Below are 21,024 nucleotides of genomic sequence, written 5' to 3' on the forward strand. Positions count from 1 at the left end.
GGATCAACTACAATGGGACGTTCTCTTAAAAAAGGCCCCTTCGTCAGTCAGAAGCTTCTTGCCAAGATTGACGCTCAGATCGAAAGCGGCGACCGCAAGCCCATCAAGACGTGGAGCCGCGCATCCATGATTACGCCTGACTTCGTCGGCCTCACCTTCCTCGTCCACGCCGGCAAATCATTTGCCACCGTGTACGTCACGGAAAACATGGTCGGCCACAAGCTTGGTGAATTTGCCCCCACGCGTATCTTCAAGGCGCACGGCGGTATCGGCAAGAAGTAATCATTAAGTTAATCATTCACAATGTCGATTTCATCCTCCAGCATATACAAGACATTCCTTGCCGTCTCCGTGGCGGCAACGGGGTGCCTTGCCCATGCAGAGGATGAGACAACGGCAGAACTGACGCGCAGAATCGAGCGCCTCGAAAAGCAGAATGCAACGCTCCGGGTATCATATGCCCAGGCTCGCAAGGACGCTGACGATGCGACTGCCAAGCTGGTGGAAATACGCTCCCGCTTGGAAGCCCTGGGAGGCGCAGCGCTCGGTAACAGCGAAGAACGACTGGTGCAAGCTGTCTCGGACCTGGAAATCCTCAACAAAAAAGTGCAGGATTTGGAACAGGTTGCCGTCAAGCTCTCCGGTGCTGTTATCGCTTATATGAAACAAGCCATTTCCGAGGAATCGGCTACCAGGCTTGCGGTGGAAAGTTCCCTCCGCGAACTGGATTCCGTCCTTGGATTCAGGCAGGCGCCCGTGCGGGATGGCGCGGGTAATTTGGCGGAAGCCCAGGTTTTGAGCATTGACAGCGACTCCGGTTTGCTGGTACTCAATGCGGGCCGAGCCGCCGGAATGCGAATCGGGATGCCGTTGGTGGTATCGCGTGGAGCTCAAATCATCGGAGAAGCCGTCGTCACCGACGTCCGCAAGGAAGTCTGCGGCGCGCTAATCCAGAAACTCCAGACGCCCGCGGAAACCGTGCGCGTGGGAGATTCTGCCTCAGTAAAGACTATCAACTAAATCATACCTTCTCTCAACCAACCCCCGACCACGAGGAAAAACCCATGGAAGTGAAAGCTGTTTATAAATACGCACGCATCTCCGCAAAAAAAATGCGTGATGTGGCTCGCGAAATCCAGGGCTTGAGCGTTTCTCAGGCTACTGACATTCTTACCTACACCCCCAAGAAGGGAGCTTATCTCCTGAACAAGACGTTGAAGTCCGCCGTTGCCAACGCGGAAAACAACAACGAACTCTCCGCTGACGAACTCGTTATCAAGTCCGTCACTGTCGATGAAGGCCCCATGATGCGTCGCACCATGCCCCGCGCCCGAGGATCCGCCAATATGATCCAGAAGCGCATGTCCCACATCACCGTCGTCCTTGCCAGCACAAAGGACTAAGACATTCTCAACTCATTACACACTATTCAGCTCAACTAATATCATGGGACAGAAAGTAAATCCGATCGGGTTCCGTCTCGCCGTGAATAAGGACTGGCGCTCCAAGTGGTATGCTACCGGGCAGGACTTTGCCAAGAAGCTCCACGAAGACCTTAAGATGCGCGATTACATCAAGAATCGCCTCATGACCGCCGCCGTTTCCAGCATCGTGATCGAACGTGCATGGAACAGCGTCCGCATCACCGTCCACACCGCACGCCCCGGTCTTGTCATTGGCCGCAAGGGTGAAGAAATCGAAAAGATGCGTCAGGATCTCCAGACCATCTGTGGTACGACCACCCAGGTCAACATCGACATCGTCGAAATCCGTACGCCTGAAACAGACGCTCAGCTCGTCGCAGAAAACGTTGCCGTTCAACTTGAACGCCGCGTCTCTTTCCGCCGCGCCATGAAGCGTGCCGTTCAGATCGCTATGGAACGCGGAGCCGATGGTATCCGTATCCGTTGCGCAGGTCGTCTCGGTGGCGCCGATATCGCCCGTGCCGAATGGTACCGCGAAGGCAAAGTGCCGCTTCAGACGCTTCGTGTGCCGATCGACTATGGTTTCGCCGAAGCCAATACGGTGTACGGTAAGATCGGTGTGAAATGCTGGGTCAACAAGCGCCCGGAAGAACAGGGACAACAGTCGCAGAGCAATCGCCCGCAAGGCCCCCGTGGTCCGCGTCGCGCCCCCCGCTCCTGAGGAGTCCGTCCCCCACAACAAGCTTAAACAATATATACTAGGAGGAATAAGACATGCCCTTAATGCCCAAAAGAGTGAAGCACCGCAAAATGCATCGCGGTAGCCGTTCCGGTAACGCCACGAGCGGTACGACGGTTGCTTTCGGTGATTTCGGTCTTCAAACACTTGACCGTGGCTGGATCACCAACAACCAGATTGAAGCCTGCCGTATTGCCATCAACCGTTATCTCAAGCGTAAAGGTAAAGTTTTCATCCGCATTTTCCCGCAGAAGTCCTTTACGTCCCGTCCCCCGGATACCCGTATGGGTAAAGGTAAGGGTGCCGTTGAAGGCTGGGTGGCCGTTGTCCGCCCCGGCAACATCCTGTTTGAAGTAGGTGGCGTTTCCGAGTCCCAGGCCCGTGAAGCTATTCGTTTGGCTTCCAACAAGCTTGGCGTCAGAACCCGCTTCGTCACTCGTCCGGGTACCCACATCGGCTAAAATTCAACACGGAACATATTTAATACAATGTCTGACAAGAATTCTGCCAAAGACCTTCGCGCCATGTCTGCCCAGGAGCTTTCCGCTCACATCCGCAGCCTTCGTGAAGAATCCTTCAATCTCCGTATCCAGCTCTCCACTGGTCAGCTGGAAAACAACCAGAGAATCCGCGCCGTCCGCAAGGAACTTGCTCGTGCCCTCACCATTCAGGGTGAATCCGCCGCTCAGTAAGGTCACGGTCGTTTAACACATAAACATTTGAGATAGCAATATGAGCGAACAAACTGAAACGGCTAAAAAGCCCGGACTTCGCAAGACGCGCGTCGGTGTTGTCATTTCCACCAAGATGGACAAGACCATCGTTGTGGAATACGTCGCCCGCGTTCCCCATCCCAAGTTCAAGAAGATCGTCAAGAAGAGCAAGAAGTTCTATGCTCACGACGAAGATAGTAAAGCCAAGGTTGGCGATAAGGTGCGTATCATTGAGACTCGCCCGCTTTCCAAGCTGAAGCGCTGGCAGCTCGTGGACATCATCACGCACTAAGCCCTGATTGGACGAATAACCATTAACTAGAAGGAGACTTGATACAATGATCCAGATGGAAACAGTTCTTCAGGTGGCCGATAACACGGGCGCCCGTTCCGCCAAAATGATTGGCGTTCTCGGCAAGCGTACCCGCCAGGCCCGCATCGGAGACATTATTACGGCTCACATCCGCGAATCCATTCCCACGGCTGCCGTGAAGAAGGGTTCCGTTGTACGTGCCGTCGTCGTCCGCACTGCAGCCCCGATCCGTCGTGACGACGGTTCCGTGCTTCGCTTTGATGGTAACGCGATCGTTATCATTGATAAGGACAACAACCCGCGCGGTACCCGTATTTTTGGACCGGTCGCTCGTGAACTCCGCGAAAAGCAGTTCATGAAGATCGTATCCCTTGCCCCCGAAGTTCTCTAAAGAACCTCGATACGCGTTTTGTAAAACCTGTCCCGGCCACAGTCGGGACAGGTTTTTTTATAGTGACGGGAGACGAATAGGAACCCTGGGGTACTCTTACTTCTTGGGAATGCTGCGACAAGGCAATGAAAATCCCCCTGGCGATTTTATGGCGCCAAGGGGATTTGAGGGGAGGAGCAAGATTTCAGAGGGTGCGTTTGAGCGCAATCCTATTCGTTCTTTTATCTGAAACAGGAGTTATATTTCCGCTTGTCGAAGTGGTAGTAGCGCGCAGCCCTGTGGGTGACATTGGTTTCCCATTCGTCCAGAGGGACGATGTAGGGCGTACTCATGACTTTTTTGTGGAAGTTGCGGATATCGAGCTTTTTCCCAAGGATAGTTTCGTGGAGGCAACGCAGTTCCTGAATGGTGAATTTGGGAGACAGGAGTTTGAAGAGGTTGTCCGGAGCGCTTGTGAGCTGTTCCCTCAAAGTCCCCAGGGCCGTGGTGATGATCAGGCCGTTGTCGAATGCCAGTTCGGGCAGTTCGTCGATGGGATACCATTTGGCAAGATAGGTCGATGAAAGCTGGCGCAATTTGGTGGAAATGCGGATCGTTGCCATGTAGGCAACGGTGATGACCATGTCTATATCCATACCCGAATCATAGCGGATCCATTTGAGATCTTCTTCGTTGGCCATGCGGGACGGAGAACCGAAAGTATGGAATTGTTTGAGCTTTTGGCGGGTAATGCCCGTGTAGGATTCAAGGATATCACTGGCAGCATCGTCCGGGTCCTCGCCTGTGAAAATCAATCGACCTGGAAGTTTATGCTTTCTGGTGACGGTGATTCCGGTCGGTAGATTGGTTTTTTCAATCAGGATGACATGGAGGCGCGATCCATCGAAACCAAATAGAACGCAGTCTGTGGAGACGTGAGGGTTGTGTGGGGGGGATTGGGTCATACGGAAGGATATGAATGTGACTTTTGAATAAAATAACGGAGGAGAAAAAATGAGACTTAGATTTCTACGTCTCCTTCGAAGACAAAGTCGGCCGGCCCGGTCAAGTGCACCTTGGTAAATGAATCTCCGTTCCGCTGGAAGCTGACCTGGAGGGTATCTCCCCCGGCAACGTCTACGGAGATAGGAGAAGGAGCTCCTGTTTTGGCCGCATGGATGAGGGCTGATGCAGTCATGCCGGTGCCGCAGGCAAGGGTTTCGTCCTCGACGCCGCGTTCGTAGGTACGGATGGCGATGTGGTCGGGTGCAAGAACTTGGACAAAATTAACATTGGTTCCTGCAGGGGCAAAGGCTTCGTGGTAACGAAGGTATGGCCCCATGGAGGCGATGTCGATGTTTAAGATGTCATCCAGAAAGACGACTGCATGGGGAACGCCCGTATTCAGGGAATGGACGGGAGCAGGAATTACTTTGTCTGCTCCGATTTTGTCCAGTTCCAACGAGTGGGGCGTGGGAAGGCTGATCGTGATGTTGCCTTCTTTCCCAAAACGTGCCCGGATGAGGCCGGCCTGTGTATCGAAGCAAAGGGTATCGGCTTCATCGTCTGTCAGGGCAGAGGCAAAGGCAGCGAAGCAACGTGCCCCGTTACCGCACATTTCGGCTTCTCCTCCATCGGCATTGTAGTAGCGCATCCGGCAGGATGCTTCCTGGCTCAGCGGAGATTCTACGGCGATGAGTCCATCGGCGCCGATGCCGAAACGGCGATCGCAAAGTGCTTCGATGGTTTCTTGATCAAGGGCGGAAGTCAGAGAAAGATCCCGGTTGTCGACCATGATGAAATCATTGCCGGCTCCGGTCATTTTATAGAAGTGTAGAAGCATATCGGTGTAAAGGAAATGGATGCGCTGCGAATGTCATCATGCTCTCGGAACATCCTGACGTCAAGCTAGAGACGTTACATGAATGTGTGTGCGTCAATATCGAGAACAGCAGTGACATCTTCGCCCAGAGGGAGATTGTCTAAAACAGTTCTGACGGTCTTCGAGATGAGACGGGCACGGGGAGCTTTCATCGTGATCTGGTACCGGAATTGACCGTGGGCTTTGGGGATGGGAGCCGGCATCGGTTCTGTGACAGACATGCCGGGAGGAGCGGCTTCGTTGATTTTCCGGTAGAGTGTTTTTGTCGCGAATGAAGCCAGATTGTCGTGGGCCGACCGGACCGTGAGCAGGGCGATGTGGGAGAAAGGTGGGAGATCGAAGGCTTGGCGCAATTCAAGTTCCTGCTCGGCAAAGCCGTCGCAATCATGGTGCCGTGCATATTGGATGGCCGGAGATTGGGGCGTGAATGTCTGGATGATGACTTCTCCGTCCAGATCTCCGCGCCCGGCTCGTCCCGCGACCTGGGTCATCAGTTGGAAGGTGCGTTCTCCAGCTCGGAGATCGGGGATATAGAGGCTAATGTCGGCATTGAGGACTCCGACGAGAGTGACGTTTGGGAAATCCAGCCCCTTGGCGATCATCTGGGTACCGAGCAGGATATCGATTTTGTTGGCCCGGAAACGGTTCAAGATGTCGCGAACGGCGTTTTTCCGTTTGGATATATCGGCATCGATGCGTGCGATTCGTGCGGATGGGAAGGTTTTCCTAAGGACTTCCTCGACTTTTTCCGTACCGTATCCCTGCAGCAGGATATTGCCTGACTTGCAATCCGGACAGACTCGCGGAGTGATAGCCTGGAATCCGCACATATGGCAGACGAGGCGGTTTTCGGTTTTGTGGTAGGTAAGGGGAAGAGCACAGTGGGGGCAGGTCATGACCAAGCCGCACTCCGGGCATTGCAGGGAGCGGGCAAATCCTCTTCTGTTGAGAAGCAGGATGACTTGCTCTCCTTTGGAAAGGCGGGAATCAACCGCCATGCGGAGACGTTCCGAAATGATGGACGGCCCTTGCTTGTTGCGGCCTTCCGTTTTCATGTCCAGAACGCGGATAAGAGGTAGTTTCTGCCCGTCGGCGCGTTCATCCAGGCGGAGCATGGCATATTTGCCGGAGATGGCGTTTTGCGTGCTTTCCATGGATGGAGTTGCGGAACCGAGAATGATGGACGCGTGTTCCAGATGGGCACGGAGGACGGCGAGATCCCTGCCATGGTAGCGAGGGGAGTTTTCCTGTTTATAGGAACCGTCGTGTTCTTCATCGACGATGATAATGCCGAGGTTTTGTACCGGAGCGAACACGGCGGAACGCGGCCCGATGACGATCCGGGCTTTACCTTGGCGAATGGCATGCCATTCGTCGAAGCGTTCCCCGGCGGACAAAAGGCTGTGAAGAACGGCGACGGAACCGGGGAGGGATGCGAACCGCGATTTGAATCTCTGGAGAGTTTGGGGTGTCAGTGAAATTTCCGGCACGAGAATGAGTGCGGATTGTCCCTGATTGACGATGTGCTCGACGGCTTGAAGATAGACCTCCGTTTTGCCGGATCCGGTGACACCTTGCAGGAGGATAGGTTTTTGTCCGGGGGAGCTGTGGTTATCCAGAATGCCTCTTAGAGCGGCTTGTTGGCAGGGATTAAGTGGAAGAGGGCTGCTTTCGACGAACTGTTCGTCCGCACAGGGATCCCGGTGGACAGACTCTTCTTCGAGACTGATCCAGCCTTTACGGACAAGAGCCCGGGCTGGTTCCAGAAAGGAAGTGCCGCCGATTTCCTGCAGGGGGAGACCTTCTTCTCCAGCTCCGGCAAGGGCATCGAGGATGGATCCCTGTTTGGGAGCTTTGGCAAACAGGGTGGAGATGTCGTCGTCAGACGGATGTTTGAGAAGGCGGAGGACTTTCCGCGTCTTTTCGGCGGTTCGTTCCTGCCGGACGGTTTCCGGGAGGAGGCAGCGGATCATTTGTTCCAGGGGGACGACGTAGTAGTCGGCAGCCCAGCGGGCCAGTTCCATCAAAGGGGAGGAAATGAGGGGCTCCGGGTCGATCAGGCGGAGCAAGGGTTTCAGGCGGTCCCTCCATTCCTCCGGAGATTCATGAACAAGCAGGACAGTACCGTTAGCCGGGCGGTTGCGCAAAGGTACCTGGACACGGCATCCGGGCTGGAGGGTAGTGATTCCTTCCGGGATGGCGTAGTCGAGAACGAGGTCGGACGCCCCGTCTACCAGGACTCGTACGGCTTGTGTCATGTGCGGACGTTTAGGGCTGATTCTGTCGGTCTTTTGCCCATGGGAAAGCGGGGAATTCCATTGAGATCCCTTAGAATTGCGATACTGCGGTAGCCAAGGGAGAGCATGATTTCTTCCACCTTCCGGTCCTGGTCGTAGCCTATTTCCAGAGCCACCATGCCGTCCGGAGTGAGGTAGGCAGGGGCTTCGGACAGGAATCTCTCGATGATTTCCCATCCCTGGGGACCTCCGTAAAGGGCGCTGGCGGGGTCGAAGGTTACTTCGCGATCCAGGGGTTCATGATCGGCGATGTAGGGAAGATTGGCCACAATGATATCGAACTTCTGCGGAGGAGAGAATGAGTGCTCTTCCTTGATGCCGGATGCTTCCGATTCTTGCTTTCCGATTTTGACCGTGTTTGCCGCCGAAGGATCTTCCTGATCAAATGCTTCAAAAAGATCGGTCTGAACCGTCGCTGCCTTGACGCCTAGTCTCATGGCATTTTCCAGGGCTAGGTCAAGAGCTTGGCGGGATATGTCCGCCAGTGTGACGTCTTGTAACCGGGAGCCAAGCTCCAAGGCGAGGGTGATGCCGATGATCCCGGAGCCCGTTCCCATGTCCAATACACGGAGACCGGAACCTGTGGCGTATTTCAGCACAAATTCGACAAGTTCCTCGGTTTCGGGCCGTGGAATCAGAGCACGAGAATCCGTCAGGAACTCCCGTCTGTAGAATTCCGTCGTCCCGAGCAGATGCTGGAGAGGGATGCCTTGGGCTTTTTTCTTTAAAAGTTCCCGCAGGGGGAGGAGCTCGCCTTCGCTGAGAGGGCGGTCAAAATGGGAATAGAGGTACGTTCTGTTGCATTGCAAGACATGTGCCATCAAATGCTGCATGACGGAACGGGCCTCCGGACAGCCCTGTTTTGTCAGATACTCGGTACCGCTATTGAGGACTTCGAGGAGAGTTTTCATGGCATTCTTTACTGTTCCAGTCCGGCTTCGACCAAGCGTTCCTGCATTTCTGCGTGCTGGAGGCGTTCGATGACTTCCTGGAGTTCTCCCATCATGATGCCTTCCAGATTGTACGACGTGTAGCCGATGCGATGGTCGGTCATGCGGTTTTGAGGGAAGTTATAGGTACGTATTTTTTCTTCGCGTCCGCCGGAACCGATCAGGCTTCTGCGCTGGGCGGAGTATTTTTCGTGTTCCGCTCTTTGCTTCATTTCAAACAATTTGGCGCGTAGGATTTTCATCCCCTTATCCCGGTTTTTCATTTGGCTGCGTTCTTCTTCGCAACGTACCATCAAGCCCGAAGGAAGGTGAAAAATTTGTACGGCGGATTCCGTCCGGTTCACATGCTGTCCGCCAGCTCCGCCGGAACGGCAGGTTTCAATGCGCAGATCCTCCGGACGGATTTCGATATCCACTTCTTCTGCTTCCGGCAGGACGGCCACCGTCGCCGTCGATGTGTGAATGCGTCCTTGGGTTTCCGTCTCGGGCACGCGCTGGACGCGGTGGACGCCACTCTCGTACTTCATGAAACGGAACACTTCGCTGCCGGCAATGCGGCAAACGACTTCCTTGAAGCCGCCGACATCAGACGGGCTACTTTCCATATGCTCGAACTTCCATCCGCGTTGCTCGGCATAGCGTTCGTACAGGCGCAGGAGATCTCCTGCGAACAGGGATGCTTCGTCTCCTCCGGTTCCGGCGCGTATTTCCACGATCGCATCGCGGTCTTCCGTGGTATCACGGGGGAGGAGGCTATATTGAATCTCCGTAGTCAGGTGGTCGATTTTCTTCTCGAGAGCGGGAATTTCCAATTCGGCAAGTTCGGCGATTTCCGGGTCTTCTTCTTTGGCTAGTTCACGATTGTCCGCCAATTCCCGTTCGGAATTCTTGAGATCGTTCCACGTTTCCATCATCTTTTTCAGATGGGCGTGTTCGCGCATCGTTTCCGACGCCTGCTTCTGGTCGTTGAAAAAGTCCGGCTGGGAAATAATCGTTTCCAATTCCTCCAGCCTCTGCTGCCGCTTTTCGATGAGAGAAGAATAATCCATATCGGGAACCGCCACATTGGAGCGTCCCCCATACTAAGGTACTTTGAAACTAACGTGAAGACAAAACGTCAAAAGAGAACGGAATTTTCTTGCCATTCACATGTAAATATGATTTGTTCTCCCCGCGCTTGTACCTCAAGCCCAGTCAAAAGCCCCATAGTGTAATTGGTAACACACCTGATTTTGGTTCAGTATTTCTAGGTTCGAGTCCTGGTGGGGCTACCATCAGTTTCAAAAAGGCATCCTTTCTTAGGGTGCCTTTTTTGTGTTTGGGGTGTGTGCTGATACTCAGATTGACGAAAAAGAATTTTCAATTCCCGACTTCGATCAATTCAGGAATTGTATAAAACATGACTTAAATGAAGCCAGGAATGAGGGAAAAAGAAAACAGCACGAAGGCTTGGCAAACGACCATACTTGTTTTTCTTTTGAACGATACAGTGCTGAGTATCAGGATGAAGGTAATTCCCGGTCCATCAGAAAATACGGGGCGGGAATGCAATGAATTGTTCCGAAAGGGACCTCGATATCTTCCTGATAGCTGTCCGTGAGAATCCTGCCATGACGTTCGCCCATTTCTGCCATGACTGAGCTGAGAGTCCTGATTTCACGGGCTTTTGTCGGAGGGGGCACGGCAATACCGTGGCGTGGAAAAAAAGACCTGTTTCTAGTCTTGCATACCAACTCATTGTGGGGACAAGAGCTCTTTTTTTGATCGGAGGTGGATTGTTTGCAAGAACGGCGAGTTGGTTTCATCTCCGCTCATTTTGACGAAGAACGGAGAAGATAATTAGACTCCTTTCCAGAATCTCTTTGCTTGTGTGTGGGTGATACCGTCCAGGTTGAGATAGCGAGTTCGGAGCAAGTGTGTATCGGAATGCCCCATTTCCAATTGGAGAGTATTCCAATTCTTGTAATAAGCGCTGTAGTAACTGGCGAACGTATGTCTTAGAATATCTTGGATCCAGGGTTGCTCTGTTCCCCAACCGGCATTTTGGCGGATTCTTTTCCATTTGAGCGACCAGTTCCTGGGGCAGATTTTGTGATTATTCGGTTGTGCATTGTCTTTTGGCTTCAATAGTTTTTTGAGAACAGGTTGGATGGTTACTTGACGGGCTCCTCCTGTTTTACTGTGCTGAGGTGGGATATAGATAGCATTGTTTTGCAGATCGACTTCTTGCCAAGTCAGTCTTTGGATTTCATGTGGACGAATGCCGGCGTACAGCATTATGGCAATAGCAGGAAGACATTCCCCGTTAAATAATCGGGCTGCCGTTTGCAAAAGTATCTTACTTTCTCCCGTAGTCAGGGTGCGAATGCGGGTTTCCTTGATAAGGGGACTTCTGACCTGGGAAATAGGATTGCTTGAACACCATCCCTTGCGGATTCCAGTCGAAAAGATTCCACTGAGAATGAGCCTTCCTTTCTGACGTTGCCTGGGCGTAGAAAAAGTTTGATCAATGTATTTACGACAATCTTCCGAGGAAATGCTACGTATTTGACGATTCGATAGCCCCGGGCAATATTTGATGAATCGATTGGCAATGTACCGGATGTCGGATTGTGTCCTTGCTCTTAAATGGATGCGTTCTTCCAGCGAAGCATGAACGCAGTCAATGAATCGGACACTTTTCTCTTTATTTTTGAGCGCTTCGCTTCCCAACCGGATACACTCCATTGCTCGTGAAACCGATTTGCCCCGTCCTTTGGAGGCAGTAATTAATTCGGTCAGGAGCATGATTGCTTCTGCGATGGAAATGTTCAATTCCCGGGTAATTTCACGGAATGTTATGTCGTTGGTAATGGAAGTGCTCATCAGCCTTACATTGTGCCTACGAATTCAGAATTCGGCATCAAGTCTAAAATGTGGGAATTGATTTTATTTTCTGTTAGCTTGTTGATGATTGAAAATTTTACAGGAGAAACGGAATTATGATGCCATATTGCAGATTGGAATGGTGTTTCTTATTCATAGTGAACATATAATGAAATAATAGTGCGAATTCTGAATTCGTATAATAGGGGCAGGAAGGAGGAAGTGTGTCGGAAAAGGCTCCATCCTCAGCATAATCGTATGGTTGTCTGAACGGCCTCTTTCCTCTTTCTTTCCCAACAAATTAATCTAAAAACAACCATGAAAATAACAAAAATCGCATTAATAGCTATTTGTAGCTTATCCGTTGTTATGTTTGATACTTCTTGCCATAAAAGCAAAGGTGGAGGTGGGAACAAATCTAACAATACTGAAAAAACAGAGGAGAAGGATACTTCTAAGGATGAAACTAAAGAAGATCAGAAAAATCCTATTGTCGAGATTGATTATGCCCCAGAAAATTTAATTAATGCAGAATTAAAAAATGTAGCTGGAGATATTTTTTATTTCTTTGGTAATTCTGCGAGATGGTCTGTTGCTGGACAATCTTATAATGGTAATGGTCTTTATGTAAAGGATACATCAACAAAAAACAAGGCAAGACTTAAATTTAGTGATCTTACTTTTGTAATGACCCAATATCCTACTTATACGTACATTAAACATTCATTTGATGGAACTATTGTATTTACAGCAGAAGATCGTGCTATTTATACTGCGTCACATACAACTGAAACAAAATCTTCGACAGGAGTAAAAAAACAAACTGCTAATGTGTCGTTTTCTTTTACGGTAAAACATGATTAATGTTTTTATTTTAATTTTTTTACTTTTAGAAGTTGCCTCGGCTCATGAGTATTACATCTCCCGACAGCAGGCTAAAATAGTACCTAACCGCATTGAGATCGGCATTGCCGATGAGGCGGGAGAGGTGGAACTATTTCCTCCGAAAGAGAACCGGGTCAGGAGAGGAACTCTTCTTGCCAAGGTCAATGCCGATGCATTGGCCTTGGAGGAAGAAGAAATTCGGCAACAGGTTCGGCAAAACAATCTTGATTCTGAAACTACCCTTTTACAATTAAAACGTCAGAAGGAGGAACTAGAATTCATAGCTGGATTGCCGTCTGAGAAAAGAATTTTTATCGGGAAAAAGATCGACACTCCTATTGACCAGCGAGCTATCAAATTACTTAACGAAAAAATCAGACTTCTCCAGGATAGAACGAAGTTGGCTAATGAAAAAATTCTGACTATTTTTCACAAGAAAAAAGCATTGAAGACGATATGCATGCCTTTTGATGGTCGTGTGCAATATCAAGTTTCTTTACCGGAACACAAAGAAGAGAAGGTTTTTGTCCAGGCGTCGACTCCCATTGTAACGGCAGTCGATGATTCTGCGTTTTTCATTGTTGTTGGTATAACGGATCCAGGATTGGCCAAGCTTGATCCAACCCTTCTATCTGTCCATCTGGAATTGGGTGGTGGTGAAAACTTACATGCTATCTGGGATCACAAGAAGATAGAAAAATCCGGGCAAGAGGAAGTTTTAGTGTATTTCTTCAAGGTGGGAAACAATGATTCAGACAAAGCTTGGGGACTTCTCGGTTCTAATACCGTGGTTCGGTTATGCTACCGTGGTGACGATACTTGCCTCTACGAGGCGAAATTTACATTGGCTCGCGAAGCTAAAAACGTTCCTTTCGAAACATGGGAAAAACTAGTTGAAATACTGAGGCCCGGTTACTGTATTGTTTTTGTAGGGGAAACTCATTTGTGCCTCCGCAAAAAACAGGTTCCATGAAATCGACTCTTCTCATTGTCCTCTATTTGATCAAGGACATGTTTTACCGATGGTTAATGAGAATTTCCTGTCCTCTATCGCGTTTTCTCGTGGTTCTCTTTCTCTGTTTTTGTGCATTTGTTTTCCTAAGTAGCTACATTATTTCCATTAAGGCATTGGAGGAACGTATCCAGAGCAGTGGAGCGGATTTGATTGTTGTTACGGAATTTGTGTCGGGGACATCTTGTGTCCACGCTTCCGGTTATACAATTATTCCGTCTCAGTCTGACGAATATGAACTCCATTTATTTCATGAGCCGTTTCTATCTGCTATGATTGGAGAACAGTTTTATCCTCTTGTTGAGTATATGCCTATTTCTACTAGATTGTTTGAAAATGTACTTGGATGCGGGAATGGAATTTGTATCCTTCCCAAGGAGCCTTGTGAGACTATTTCTCCCATGGATTGTACTGTGGACGATCATTTAGTCCACGCTGTTACTTTACCTGATTCCTCCTATCCTATGCTTCGAAGGATTTATCAGGGGGGAGCAGTTTTTTTCCCATATGGGACACTTCATGGAATTTGGAATACTGGATTCACAAGGAAGTATGTTTTGAGGGTAAAATGTGCGGACGAAGTGCATGTAGGGATTTTGGAGGATACGATCAATCAGCTTATTCGGCTGGATAAAAAGAGCATGGGTCTTGTCAGCAGCCGTTCTCTTCTGGGAGAGCTGGCGCAGTTGCGTTCGTCGCAATATTTGTTTCGCGTGTGGGTTTCCATTGGTATTTCAGCAATCATTTGTCTGTTGCTTACGTCGATTTCTTCTCTTGAATTTCGACAGAATGAATATGTATATGCGTTGATGGGGAGTTTTGGGGTGAGCCGTATGATGTTGTTTGGTTCGTTTTTAGTGGAGAATACACTTTTGGTTTCTGGCGGTTTTGCTGCGTCTCTGGGGTGCTTGTGGGGAGTGAGGAGGTTTATTTCATCGGACCTGTATAAATCACCTGGTTTGACAATTGAATGGTGGGAATTGTCGGACGATATACGGACATTTTGTCTGTCGTTTGGCATCTGTATTCTTGTCTCTTGTATTCCCATTGCGTGTTCAATTTATAGGCCGATCGGGAGGGTTTTAAAATAGTGTATCTGCAATGATTTCTTTTATCAGAGTTCTTGTTGTTTTGTGTGTTTTGATAGAGGCGGGGTGTTCTCCTGAACAACGTCTCGAACGCGCTCGTACAGAATTGATGGAACAATACGCCAGTATTCCTAATTATGATTTTTTGCCGGAGCGCCGATTGAGCTGGAATGATGCTTTGGCGATGCTGGAGAAGAACAATCTTGAATATAATCAGGCACTTAAGGAATGGCGTGATGCGAAAAGTAAGGAGAACAAGGTTTATCGTGATCTGATCCCATTGGTCAATCTCGGTTATTATTACAATACTGCTTTATTGAATCAGGGAGGAATGGGATACGGGGATGAAAAAAATTATAATATGAATATTATATTCAATATTCCGGCGCTGACTCAAATCCCGATTGATCATTACACGAGTTCTTTGATTGCATTCAAAGCGCTCAAGAATTGTGAATTGAAGAAGAGGGAACTGGTGGCGAAACTTTACCAGATATTTCGGGAATATGATCTTGATGCGAGAGAGAATGCGTTAGCCGGAGATGTATACGTGTACGATGAGATTCTAAGGAAGGAGCAACAGAGACAACATGAACTTGAAATGCGCAAAAAATGGGGACAGTTATGTATGCTGATCAATGATTATTCGGCAAGATGGCATCCTGTTGGTGCGACGGTACCGGCGGTGTCGTGGAATCAATACAGGAAACTGGTTACAGTTCCCGGAGATTTAACGCAAATAATGATGGCAATGGAGTTGGAGGCTTCAAGACTTAAAAAAATCGGGGTTCAGTTGCGGTATTGGCCAACGGTTCAGGTGGATTTTTATAGCCCCAGATTGTTTAGTATGAGCGGCGGTAATGATACGGGATTTATGGGAGGAGGCAATGACGTGCGGATTAATATGAATTTTTATTTACAATTGGATACTCGCCTTGATGTGTGGAGGGATCTGAAGGAGGCGAAGGCTTCACATGAATTGCTGGTCCGGTTGCTTCGACAAAAAATGTTTGAATTTAAGGAAAAGACGGCTTTGCTGGTTAAAAGCTGGGATATGTATCGGGAGTGGAAGTCTGCTATGGAAGAATATGATGCTTTCCGACGGAAGCATGGAGCATTGGAGCCTGAAAGCCTCAAAAGCCTGTACGATGCATCTCTGGAATTAAAGAAGGAAACCATCGCGCGCGAACGGGAGAACCTGGAACGTGAATGCGCTCTGATTCAGGAATATGGGATTGGGCAAGGACGATGAAGCGAAAGGTAGAACGGACTCTTTTATTTTGCCTGTCTTCCTCCTTTGGAAGATTGGGAAAGTACTGCATTGAGAAATTCTGGTTTCAGGATATACCCGGAAGAGTTTCCGTAATTAATTCTCTATCCCGGCAGGCAGAATATTTCAAACACCGGGTTTCCTCAATCCCACCCGGATGTCTCTTGGGGTGAAGGGCTTGTAACCTTCTTTGTCGGTCATGTGGTTCGTTCAACTTCAATGATACAGGAGTGTAGTTCCTGCATTGAGCCCGTCTATTTGGACAGTGGCTCTTGTCGGAGAACTGCAACAATTGATGGTTTGCTTCTTTTTGTTGATGTTCGAACAACAGGAGGAATAGTATTGATGTAGTTGTTAAGATGAAATATTTTTGGAAGCTTATCATGATGGTTGGACTTTATTCATTTTTAGATAAAATAATGTTTTCCTATGTTTATATATAAAATAAAACCCCATGAGCCGAAGGCCCATGGGGAATGATGAATCCAATTGTTGTATAGAATATTATTACGGTTTGCCGAATACTTCCAGTTCTCCGATAATGAGGGGCTGGTCGGTACCCAGGGATTCGATCCGGAGTCCTCGTGCTTGGACGGGTTCGGGGAGTTCCCATATTTCAGTACCGGGAACGGGAGTTCCGTCAGAGTGAAATTCTTTTTCAGCGACGATTTCTTTGTTGGCGTTGGCCAATTTGATGGAGAATTTGGTCATGGAACCAAGCTGGGCGTTATCAACGGGGGCGTGGATGACGATGCGGCTGACGGGACGTTCGTTGTCTTTGCCGAAGTCGACGGCGAACCATGAGGGTTTGTCTGGATCCGGGTTGGTGGCGGCGATACTTTCCTTATCTCCGTCAATGAGTTTTTCCGCTTCGTAAGCGGAGAGGTGTTTGAAGGGTTCGTTGGAGCGTACTTTGACGTTGCTTTCGCGGCACCAGTTGGTGAGTCCTTTTGTATCGGTGGGGGAAACGTCAACCGGAGCGGGTTGGACGGCGGCCGGAGTAACGGGGGCTGGAGAAGGAGTTGGCGTAGGTGCTGTAACAGGGGCGGGAGAGGCTGCCGGGGTGGCTGCCTGCTTCCTGGCTTCTCGTGTTTGCGCTTCGCGGATCCAGCCATTCTGGCGTTCTACTTTGGCTTTTTCAGCTTGGAGGGCTTTGATTTCCTTGCTGGTATCCAGCATGTCCAGCCTGTAAGAAACAGAGATGGCAGCCAAGGCTATGCCGATGATGAGAGCGGGGATGAGGTAGAAGTACAGGATGGGGGCTCCCTTACGCTTGGCGGCTTCTTTGCTGAGGGCGGTTACGTTGGGAAGGGCGGATTTGCGGGGTTTCCTGACGGTTTTGGTGTCGCATCCGGGCAGGATGTTTTCCAGTTCGGAGACGAGTTCCAGGCAGGAAGCAAAACGTGCGTCCGGATTGGGGTTGATTGCTTTGGCTGTCAGGAGGTCTACTTCTTCGCTGCATTTGCAGTGGTTGGAGGGCATTTCAAAGCCGGTTCCGGAGGGAGTTTTGCCGGTGAGCATGAAGTAGAGGAGGAGGCCGAGAGAGTAGATGTCGGATTTGGACGTTTTACGGGCCCCGGCGGTCAATGATTCCGGCGCGAAGAATTCGAGTTGGGTTTTATCCGTCAGCAGGGGGGAGATGTTGAAGGGGATGATTTTGGGAATTTTGCCTCCAACCATGGAAATGAGAGCCGGAGTGATGCGTCCATGGTAGATGCCTTTGTTGTGGGCCAGGGAGAGGCCGAGGGCGAGGCCGCGGGTGTAGATCAGAGCATCTTTAGGTTTGATGCCTTCTCCCAGGCGGATTTGAATCAGGCTGGGGGCAGGCTCTTCTTCAGCAGCAATGTAGAGGTATTGTCCGTCTGCTGAGGTACCTGTTTCTGAGATCCCGACGAGATTGGGATGTTGGAATTTGACTGTTTCCGCAACATCCATCATGAAGGATTCGCTCCATCCGACGGTGGCGGCCAGAGATGTGGGGACGATGTAAAGGATGAGCTGCCTCTGTCCGCTTGCAGTGGTGACCTGATAGGTGGCCGGCAGGGAGGCTGAGGAGATAAGCCCCGTGACGATGAACTGCGGAAAGGACTGTTGCAGGATTTCTGCAGAAGGTACGGTTGTTTCCATGGAGAATAATGGGACGATGCTTATTAAAGATAACAGATTTGGTTGTACAGGCAAAACAAATGTACACGGACAGTTTAGTGGGTGACTGTCCGGGGGAGTTTCATAGGAGGATTTGACTGCCAGAGAACAGGTTTGGCGGTGAAGTCCTGACGTGTGAACGGGATGTTGTTGTCTTGAAGATGCAGTCTGAGGATGCGGCGAAGTTCCAGGGCGGCCGGGATACACTCCTGGACGCTGTGGCCGGCAGGAACGATTTTTTCCGATTGGGCCCAGTCGAGGTGGGATGAGTAGTAGGCTACGATGCCATCGGAAGAGTTGGGGGTGTTGTTTCGTCCCCGGTCTCCGATGATGGAGTGGACGGGGATTCTATCGGAGGGGCGTATTTCCTGGATGCCCGTGATAAATGGCGAGGAAGGGGAGAGCTGGCGGATGCTGGTAAGTTCCTCTTCAATTTTCATGGGATTGAGGAGGAGCATATTGTTACTGAGCGTTCCTGTACGGACTACTTCCAACAGGATGGCTTCCGGGAGAGTGATAAGTTTTTGTCCAATCCGTCCTACCCATGAGTCGGCAAAGCGGGAACCCCGGTGAGGAGTTGCCATGAAGACGATGCGGGATGTCTGTTGGGGAGGATTGAAGATGAAGGATTCCCGGAGTTTTTTGTCGTGTTCGAGGTCGGCTTGGGACGAAGGCAGCAGTTCTTCAAGCCGTGCTGTAACCTGGTCGTACGTCAGGGATCTGGCATTATTCATGCCTTTGATGAGTTTTTCCAGCATTCCCCAGGGGTGTTCCGAGTTGTTCATTCTGGTGATAAGGCCGCCCATGGAGTGACCGATCATGAGCATTTTGTTGATGGGGCTGTTACGATCAGGAGTACCGTATTCGTCAAAAATGTATTGAAGGGCGTCGCGCTGGGCTTGTGCGGATTTGGCCCAGGGAATGCCGGATGGGTAGCCGAAGAACCAGAATTGGTAGTTGTGGCGGATAACGGGATCGGCCAGGAGGCGATTGGTGATGTTGGCGAATGTAGCCGGGGAGGACATGAGTCCGTGGGTGAAGAGGACGGGTATTTTTTTCGGAGAATAAGGCTCGGAGAAATAAAGGCCCATGTAGTTGACCGCTTTTTTAGGGCGGAAGGCACCGAGGATACCGGCGTTGGAAATGTCTTCACGATCCCAGAACAGGGAGATAGGGGCGGAGAAGTCGGCTGCCAGGGCTTGTTGAGTTGATCCGACGTTGACGGAGTCTTCAAGAAGACGGGGGATGAACCGCATGGCGGGTTTGCCGTTGACAGGGTGGTCGAAGTCCAGGATTGCCGTCAGGGTGTGGATGTTGCCGCTGTCTTTTAGAGATTCGTTTTGTCTTTTGACGGCATTTTTATTTCTTTTGACGATGCCGGCCAGTGGGATGCCCAGACCTTCAACGGTAACGCGTTCTTCCAAGTGAAAGCTGGTCTGGATTTTGGAACAGGGAATGACGTCTTCGTAGGTGCGGTAGTCGCGGTCGTTGCCAAGGGCTGAGGTTTCGACGGCGAAAGCTCCGGAAGGGGCTTGGATTCGGTCTCCGGAGTGCTCATTGAGTTTACGCCCGCGTTCCAGAAGGGTGAATACCGCATGGTTGTATTGATTGAGGGCACCGGGCCATTCCTTCTTCCTGGAGGGATTCCCGAGGATGTCCCATGCCTTTTTGGCAAGGGCTACCTGGTCAATGTCGGAGGGTTCTCTGGAGTTGTAGATTTCTCTTGTATCCGGTGCATACGGAGGAGAACATGAAAGGGGCAGAAGGGTGGAGGCAAGAAGGACGATGGATAAGAGGTGTTTCATGACTCCGACGGTGTTGCAGTTGTAGGGGCTTGGCTGGGCTCAGGATAGCATGGATACTGCTTTCTCAACTGCCGTCAGAGCGGTGCAAATTTCAGTCTCGGTGTTGTAAACGGAGAATGAGAATCGCGTGGTGCCGGTGGCTCCGATGCATGCCATCAGGGGCTGGCAGCAGTGGTGGCCGGTACGGACGGCAATCCCCATCTGATCCAGAAGGGTGCCGATATCGTAGTGATGGATGTTGTCGGCGATGATGGAGATGACGGCTCCGTGCTTGCCGTTTTCACCCAGAATGCGGATGCCGGGGATGGTCCGAAGGCCGCTCAGCATGGTATTGACGAGGTGTTGCTCGTGTTCGGCGATGGCGTCCAGTCCGATGTTTTGGACGAAGCGGATGGCTTCGGCCATGGCAATGGCGCCTTCGATATTGGGAGTGCCTGCCTCGTATTTGAAGGGGAGGGTGTTGTAGATAGTACCGCCGAAAGTGACTTCGCGGATCATTTCACCGCCGCCCATCCAGGGGGGAAGACTGTCAAGGAGGTCGTATTTGCCCCAAAGTGCGCCAATACCAGTGGGGGCATAGAGTTTGTGACCGGAGAAGGCGAGTAGGTCGCATCCGAGTTCTTGAACGTCGATGGCGTGGTGGCTGACGGACTGGGCGGCATCAATGAGCACGATGGTGTCCGGATTGTTGGCCTTGGCCATGGCGATGACTTGGCGAATGGGGTTGATTATGCCGATGGCATTGGAAATATGGGCGACTGAAACGATTTTCGTCTTCGGTGTCAGGAGGCGTTCATAGGCCTGAAGATCCCATGTTTGGGAGTCGGTGATGGGGATGACTTTGATGATGGCTCCCGTGCGTTCGGCCATCATTTGCCATGGGACGATGTTGGAGTGGTGCTCCGAGGCGGATAGAATGATTTCATCCCCCTTGCCGATTCTACCGGAGAAGCCGATGACGGATGCGGCGAGGTTGATGCCCATGGTACAACCCGAAGTGAAGAGGACTTCTTCAGGGCGGCTGGCTCCGATGAAGTTTGCCGTGACGATGCGGGCCTGTTCGTGGGCTTCCGTAGCGATTTGGCTAAGGTGGTGGGCTCCACGATGGATGTTGGAGTTGTAAAGCTCGTAGTATTTTCGGGAAGCATCGAGGACGGCCAAGGGTTTTTGAGTTGTGGCGGCGTTGTCCAGATAGATCAGCTGCTTGCCATGGACGATGGTGTCCAGAATCGGGAACTGGGATCTGATATGGGATAGGTCAAGCAT

General features: G+C 50.6%; 21 protein-coding genes and 1 tRNA gene. 13 read left to right on the plus strand and 9 right to left on the minus strand.

Features of this window, described 5'->3' with window-relative positions:
* The first annotated feature begins 12 nt into the window (after positions 1 to 12).
* Genes rpsS through rplN form a run of 8 tightly spaced genes read left to right on the plus strand, consistent with a single transcriptional unit; the run spans position 13 to position 3,580 of the window.
* On the plus strand, positions 13 to 282 hold the full coding sequence (gene rpsS, locus QET93_RS05130) for a 30S ribosomal protein S19 (protein WP_280126843.1): 270 nt from the start codon (positions 13 to 15) through the stop codon (positions 280 to 282).
* A 21-nt stretch (positions 283 to 303) separates the two neighbouring features.
* Positions 304 to 1,020, plus strand: coding sequence for a hypothetical protein (locus QET93_RS05135; protein ID WP_280126844.1), 717 nt, complete (start codon positions 304 to 306; stop codon positions 1,018 to 1,020).
* Between the two features lie 44 nt (positions 1,021 to 1,064).
* Entirely contained in the window at positions 1,065 to 1,403 is a 339-nt protein-coding gene (rplV, locus tag QET93_RS05140; protein WP_280126845.1) for a 50S ribosomal protein L22, read from the plus strand.
* Positions 1,404 to 1,446: 43 nt separating this feature from the next.
* Positions 1,447 to 2,145: a 30S ribosomal protein S3 gene (gene rpsC / locus QET93_RS05145; RefSeq protein ID WP_280126846.1), complete on the plus strand. Its 699-nt coding sequence runs from the start codon at positions 1,447 to 1,449 to the stop codon at positions 2,143 to 2,145.
* A 53-nt stretch (positions 2,146 to 2,198) separates the two neighbouring features.
* Positions 2,199 to 2,624, plus strand: coding sequence for a 50S ribosomal protein L16 (rplP, locus tag QET93_RS05150; RefSeq protein WP_280126847.1), 426 nt, complete (start codon positions 2,199 to 2,201; stop codon positions 2,622 to 2,624).
* A gap of 27 nt (positions 2,625 to 2,651) precedes the next feature.
* The gene (rpmC, locus tag QET93_RS05155) at positions 2,652 to 2,855 is read left to right on the plus strand and encodes a 50S ribosomal protein L29 (RefSeq protein WP_280126848.1); all 204 of its coding nucleotides are present in this window, start codon (positions 2,652 to 2,654) and stop codon (positions 2,853 to 2,855) included.
* A gap of 40 nt (positions 2,856 to 2,895) precedes the next feature.
* Positions 2,896 to 3,168: a 30S ribosomal protein S17 gene (gene rpsQ, locus QET93_RS05160; protein WP_280126849.1), complete on the plus strand. Its 273-nt coding sequence runs from the start codon at positions 2,896 to 2,898 to the stop codon at positions 3,166 to 3,168.
* A gap of 46 nt (positions 3,169 to 3,214) precedes the next feature.
* Complete coding sequence (gene rplN / locus QET93_RS05165) at positions 3,215 to 3,580, plus strand: 50S ribosomal protein L14 (protein ID WP_280126850.1); 366 nt, start codon at positions 3,215 to 3,217, stop codon at positions 3,578 to 3,580.
* A 221-nt stretch (positions 3,581 to 3,801) separates the two neighbouring features.
* Here rplN and QET93_RS05170 read toward each other — a convergent pair whose 3' ends face one another.
* The 5 genes from QET93_RS05170 to prfA all read right to left on the minus strand — a co-directional run bounded on the left by QET93_RS05170 (position 3,802) and on the right by prfA (position 9,737).
* A complete protein-coding gene (locus QET93_RS05170) occupies positions 3,802 to 4,524 on the minus strand; it encodes a DNA mismatch repair protein MutT (protein ID WP_280132801.1) in 723 nt (240 codons plus the stop codon).
* 56 nt (positions 4,525 to 4,580) lie between these two features.
* Complete coding sequence (gene dapF, locus QET93_RS05175) at positions 4,581 to 5,402, minus strand: diaminopimelate epimerase (RefSeq protein ID WP_280132802.1); 822 nt, start codon at positions 5,400 to 5,402, stop codon at positions 4,581 to 4,583.
* 74 nt (positions 5,403 to 5,476) lie between these two features.
* Positions 5,477 to 7,699, minus strand: coding sequence for a primosomal protein N' (priA, locus tag QET93_RS05180; RefSeq protein ID WP_280126853.1), 2,223 nt, complete (start codon positions 7,697 to 7,699; stop codon positions 5,477 to 5,479).
* Entirely contained in the window at positions 7,696 to 8,649 is a 954-nt protein-coding gene (gene prmC / locus QET93_RS05185; RefSeq protein WP_280132803.1) for a peptide chain release factor N(5)-glutamine methyltransferase, read from the minus strand. The genes priA and prmC overlap by 4 nt, the downstream gene beginning before the upstream one ends.
* Positions 8,650 to 8,657: 8 nt before the next feature.
* Complete coding sequence (gene prfA, locus QET93_RS05190) at positions 8,658 to 9,737, minus strand: peptide chain release factor 1 (protein WP_280126855.1); 1,080 nt, start codon at positions 9,735 to 9,737, stop codon at positions 8,658 to 8,660.
* Positions 9,738 to 9,887: 150 nt separating this feature from the next.
* On the opposite strand from prfA, the gene QET93_RS05195 reads away from it, so the two are divergent.
* Positions 9,888 to 9,962, plus strand: a tRNA-Gln gene (locus QET93_RS05195).
* A 565-nt stretch (positions 9,963 to 10,527) separates the two neighbouring features.
* On the opposite strand, the gene QET93_RS05200 is transcribed toward QET93_RS05195, so the two are convergent.
* Positions 10,528 to 11,553, minus strand: a complete 1,026-nt coding sequence (locus tag QET93_RS05200) for a tyrosine-type recombinase/integrase (RefSeq protein ID WP_280132804.1) — start codon at positions 11,551 to 11,553, stop codon at positions 10,528 to 10,530.
* Between the two features lie 318 nt (positions 11,554 to 11,871).
* Between QET93_RS05200 and QET93_RS05205 the strand changes: the two genes are divergently transcribed.
* From QET93_RS05205 to QET93_RS05220, 4 genes are read left to right on the plus strand one after another with little or no spacing between them, the layout of a single operon-like run.
* Positions 11,872 to 12,417, plus strand: a complete 546-nt coding sequence (locus QET93_RS05205; protein ID WP_280126857.1) for a hypothetical protein — start codon at positions 11,872 to 11,874, stop codon at positions 12,415 to 12,417.
* A complete protein-coding gene (locus tag QET93_RS05210; protein ID WP_280126858.1) occupies positions 12,410 to 13,411 on the plus strand; it encodes a hypothetical protein in 1,002 nt (333 codons plus the stop codon). Before QET93_RS05205 ends, QET93_RS05210 begins: the two co-directional genes overlap by 8 nt.
* Positions 13,408 to 14,541 carry an FtsX-like permease family protein gene (locus tag QET93_RS05215; RefSeq protein ID WP_280126859.1) on the plus strand — a complete coding sequence of 378 codons (1,134 nt, stop codon included), beginning with the start codon at positions 13,408 to 13,410 and terminating at the stop codon, positions 14,539 to 14,541. The genes QET93_RS05210 and QET93_RS05215 overlap by 4 nt, the downstream gene beginning before the upstream one ends.
* A 10-nt stretch (positions 14,542 to 14,551) precedes the next feature.
* Entirely contained in the window at positions 14,552 to 15,790 is a 1,239-nt protein-coding gene (locus QET93_RS05220; RefSeq protein ID WP_280132805.1) for a hypothetical protein, read from the plus strand.
* A 525-nt stretch (positions 15,791 to 16,315) separates the two neighbouring features.
* Here the strand turns inward: QET93_RS05220 and QET93_RS05225 are convergent.
* The 3 genes from QET93_RS05225 to QET93_RS05235 form a co-directional block, all read right to left on the minus strand.
* The gene (locus QET93_RS05225) at positions 16,316 to 17,935 is read right to left on the minus strand and encodes a discoidin domain-containing protein (protein ID WP_280126861.1); all 1,620 of its coding nucleotides are present in this window, start codon (positions 17,933 to 17,935) and stop codon (positions 16,316 to 16,318) included.
* Positions 17,936 to 18,009: 74 nt separating this feature from the next.
* Positions 18,010 to 19,758 (minus strand): alpha/beta hydrolase, encoded by a 1,749-nt coding sequence (locus QET93_RS05230; protein ID WP_280132806.1) that lies wholly within the window; start codon positions 19,756 to 19,758, stop codon positions 18,010 to 18,012.
* A 39-nt stretch (positions 19,759 to 19,797) separates the two neighbouring features.
* The gene (locus QET93_RS05235; protein WP_280132807.1) at positions 19,798 to 21,024 is read right to left on the minus strand and encodes a cysteine desulfurase; all 1,227 of its coding nucleotides are present in this window, start codon (positions 21,022 to 21,024) and stop codon (positions 19,798 to 19,800) included.

The organism is Akkermansia sp. N21116, assembly GCF_029854705.2.
Taxonomy (GTDB): domain Bacteria; phylum Verrucomicrobiota; class Verrucomicrobiia; order Verrucomicrobiales; family Akkermansiaceae; genus Akkermansia.

Excerpts from the sequence above, each read along its gene's own strand:
- rplP (WP_280126847.1), top strand. The coding sequence starts at position 2,199 with ATGCCCTTAATGCCCAAAAGAGTGAAGCACCGCAAAATGCATCGCGGT.
- rpsQ (WP_280126849.1), top strand. The coding sequence starts at position 2,896 with ATGAGCGAACAAACTGAAACGGCTAAAAAGCCCGGACTTCGCAAGACG.
- QET93_RS05135 (WP_280126844.1), top strand. The coding sequence starts at position 304 with ATGTCGATTTCATCCTCCAGCATATACAAGACATTCCTTGCCGTCTCC.
- prfA (WP_280126855.1), bottom strand. The coding sequence starts at position 9,737 with ATGGATTATTCTTCTCTCATCGAAAAGCGGCAGCAGAGGCTGGAGGAA.
- QET93_RS05210 (WP_280126858.1), top strand. The coding sequence starts at position 12,410 with ATGATTAATGTTTTTATTTTAATTTTTTTACTTTTAGAAGTTGCCTCG.
- rplV (WP_280126845.1), top strand. The coding sequence starts at position 1,065 with ATGGAAGTGAAAGCTGTTTATAAATACGCACGCATCTCCGCAAAAAAA.
- QET93_RS05220 (WP_280132805.1), top strand. The coding sequence starts at position 14,552 with ATGATTTCTTTTATCAGAGTTCTTGTTGTTTTGTGTGTTTTGATAGAG.
- rpsS (WP_280126843.1), top strand. The coding sequence starts at position 13 with ATGGGACGTTCTCTTAAAAAAGGCCCCTTCGTCAGTCAGAAGCTTCTT.
- rpmC (WP_280126848.1), top strand. The coding sequence starts at position 2,652 with ATGTCTGACAAGAATTCTGCCAAAGACCTTCGCGCCATGTCTGCCCAG.
- QET93_RS05200 (WP_280132804.1), bottom strand. The coding sequence starts at position 11,553 with ATGAGCACTTCCATTACCAACGACATAACATTCCGTGAAATTACCCGG.
- prmC (WP_280132803.1), bottom strand. The coding sequence starts at position 8,649 with ATGAAAACTCTCCTCGAAGTCCTCAATAGCGGTACCGAGTATCTGACA.
- QET93_RS05215 (WP_280126859.1), top strand. The coding sequence starts at position 13,408 with ATGAAATCGACTCTTCTCATTGTCCTCTATTTGATCAAGGACATGTTT.
- QET93_RS05170 (WP_280132801.1), bottom strand. The coding sequence starts at position 4,524 with ATGACCCAATCCCCCCCACACAACCCTCACGTCTCCACAGACTGCGTT.
- QET93_RS05225 (WP_280126861.1), bottom strand. The coding sequence starts at position 17,935 with ATGGAAACAACCGTACCTTCTGCAGAAATCCTGCAACAGTCCTTTCCG.
- rpsC (WP_280126846.1), top strand. The coding sequence starts at position 1,447 with ATGGGACAGAAAGTAAATCCGATCGGGTTCCGTCTCGCCGTGAATAAG.
- rplN (WP_280126850.1), top strand. The coding sequence starts at position 3,215 with ATGATCCAGATGGAAACAGTTCTTCAGGTGGCCGATAACACGGGCGCC.
- QET93_RS05235 (WP_280132807.1), bottom strand. The coding sequence starts at position 21,024 with ATGCTTGACCTATCCCATATCAGATCCCAGTTCCCGATTCTGGACACC.
- QET93_RS05205 (WP_280126857.1), top strand. The coding sequence starts at position 11,872 with ATGAAAATAACAAAAATCGCATTAATAGCTATTTGTAGCTTATCCGTT.
- priA (WP_280126853.1), bottom strand. The coding sequence starts at position 7,699 with ATGACACAAGCCGTACGAGTCCTGGTAGACGGGGCGTCCGACCTCGTT.
- QET93_RS05230 (WP_280132806.1), bottom strand. The coding sequence starts at position 19,758 with ATGAAACACCTCTTATCCATCGTCCTTCTTGCCTCCACCCTTCTGCCC.
- dapF (WP_280132802.1), bottom strand. The coding sequence starts at position 5,402 with ATGCTTCTACACTTCTATAAAATGACCGGAGCCGGCAATGATTTCATC.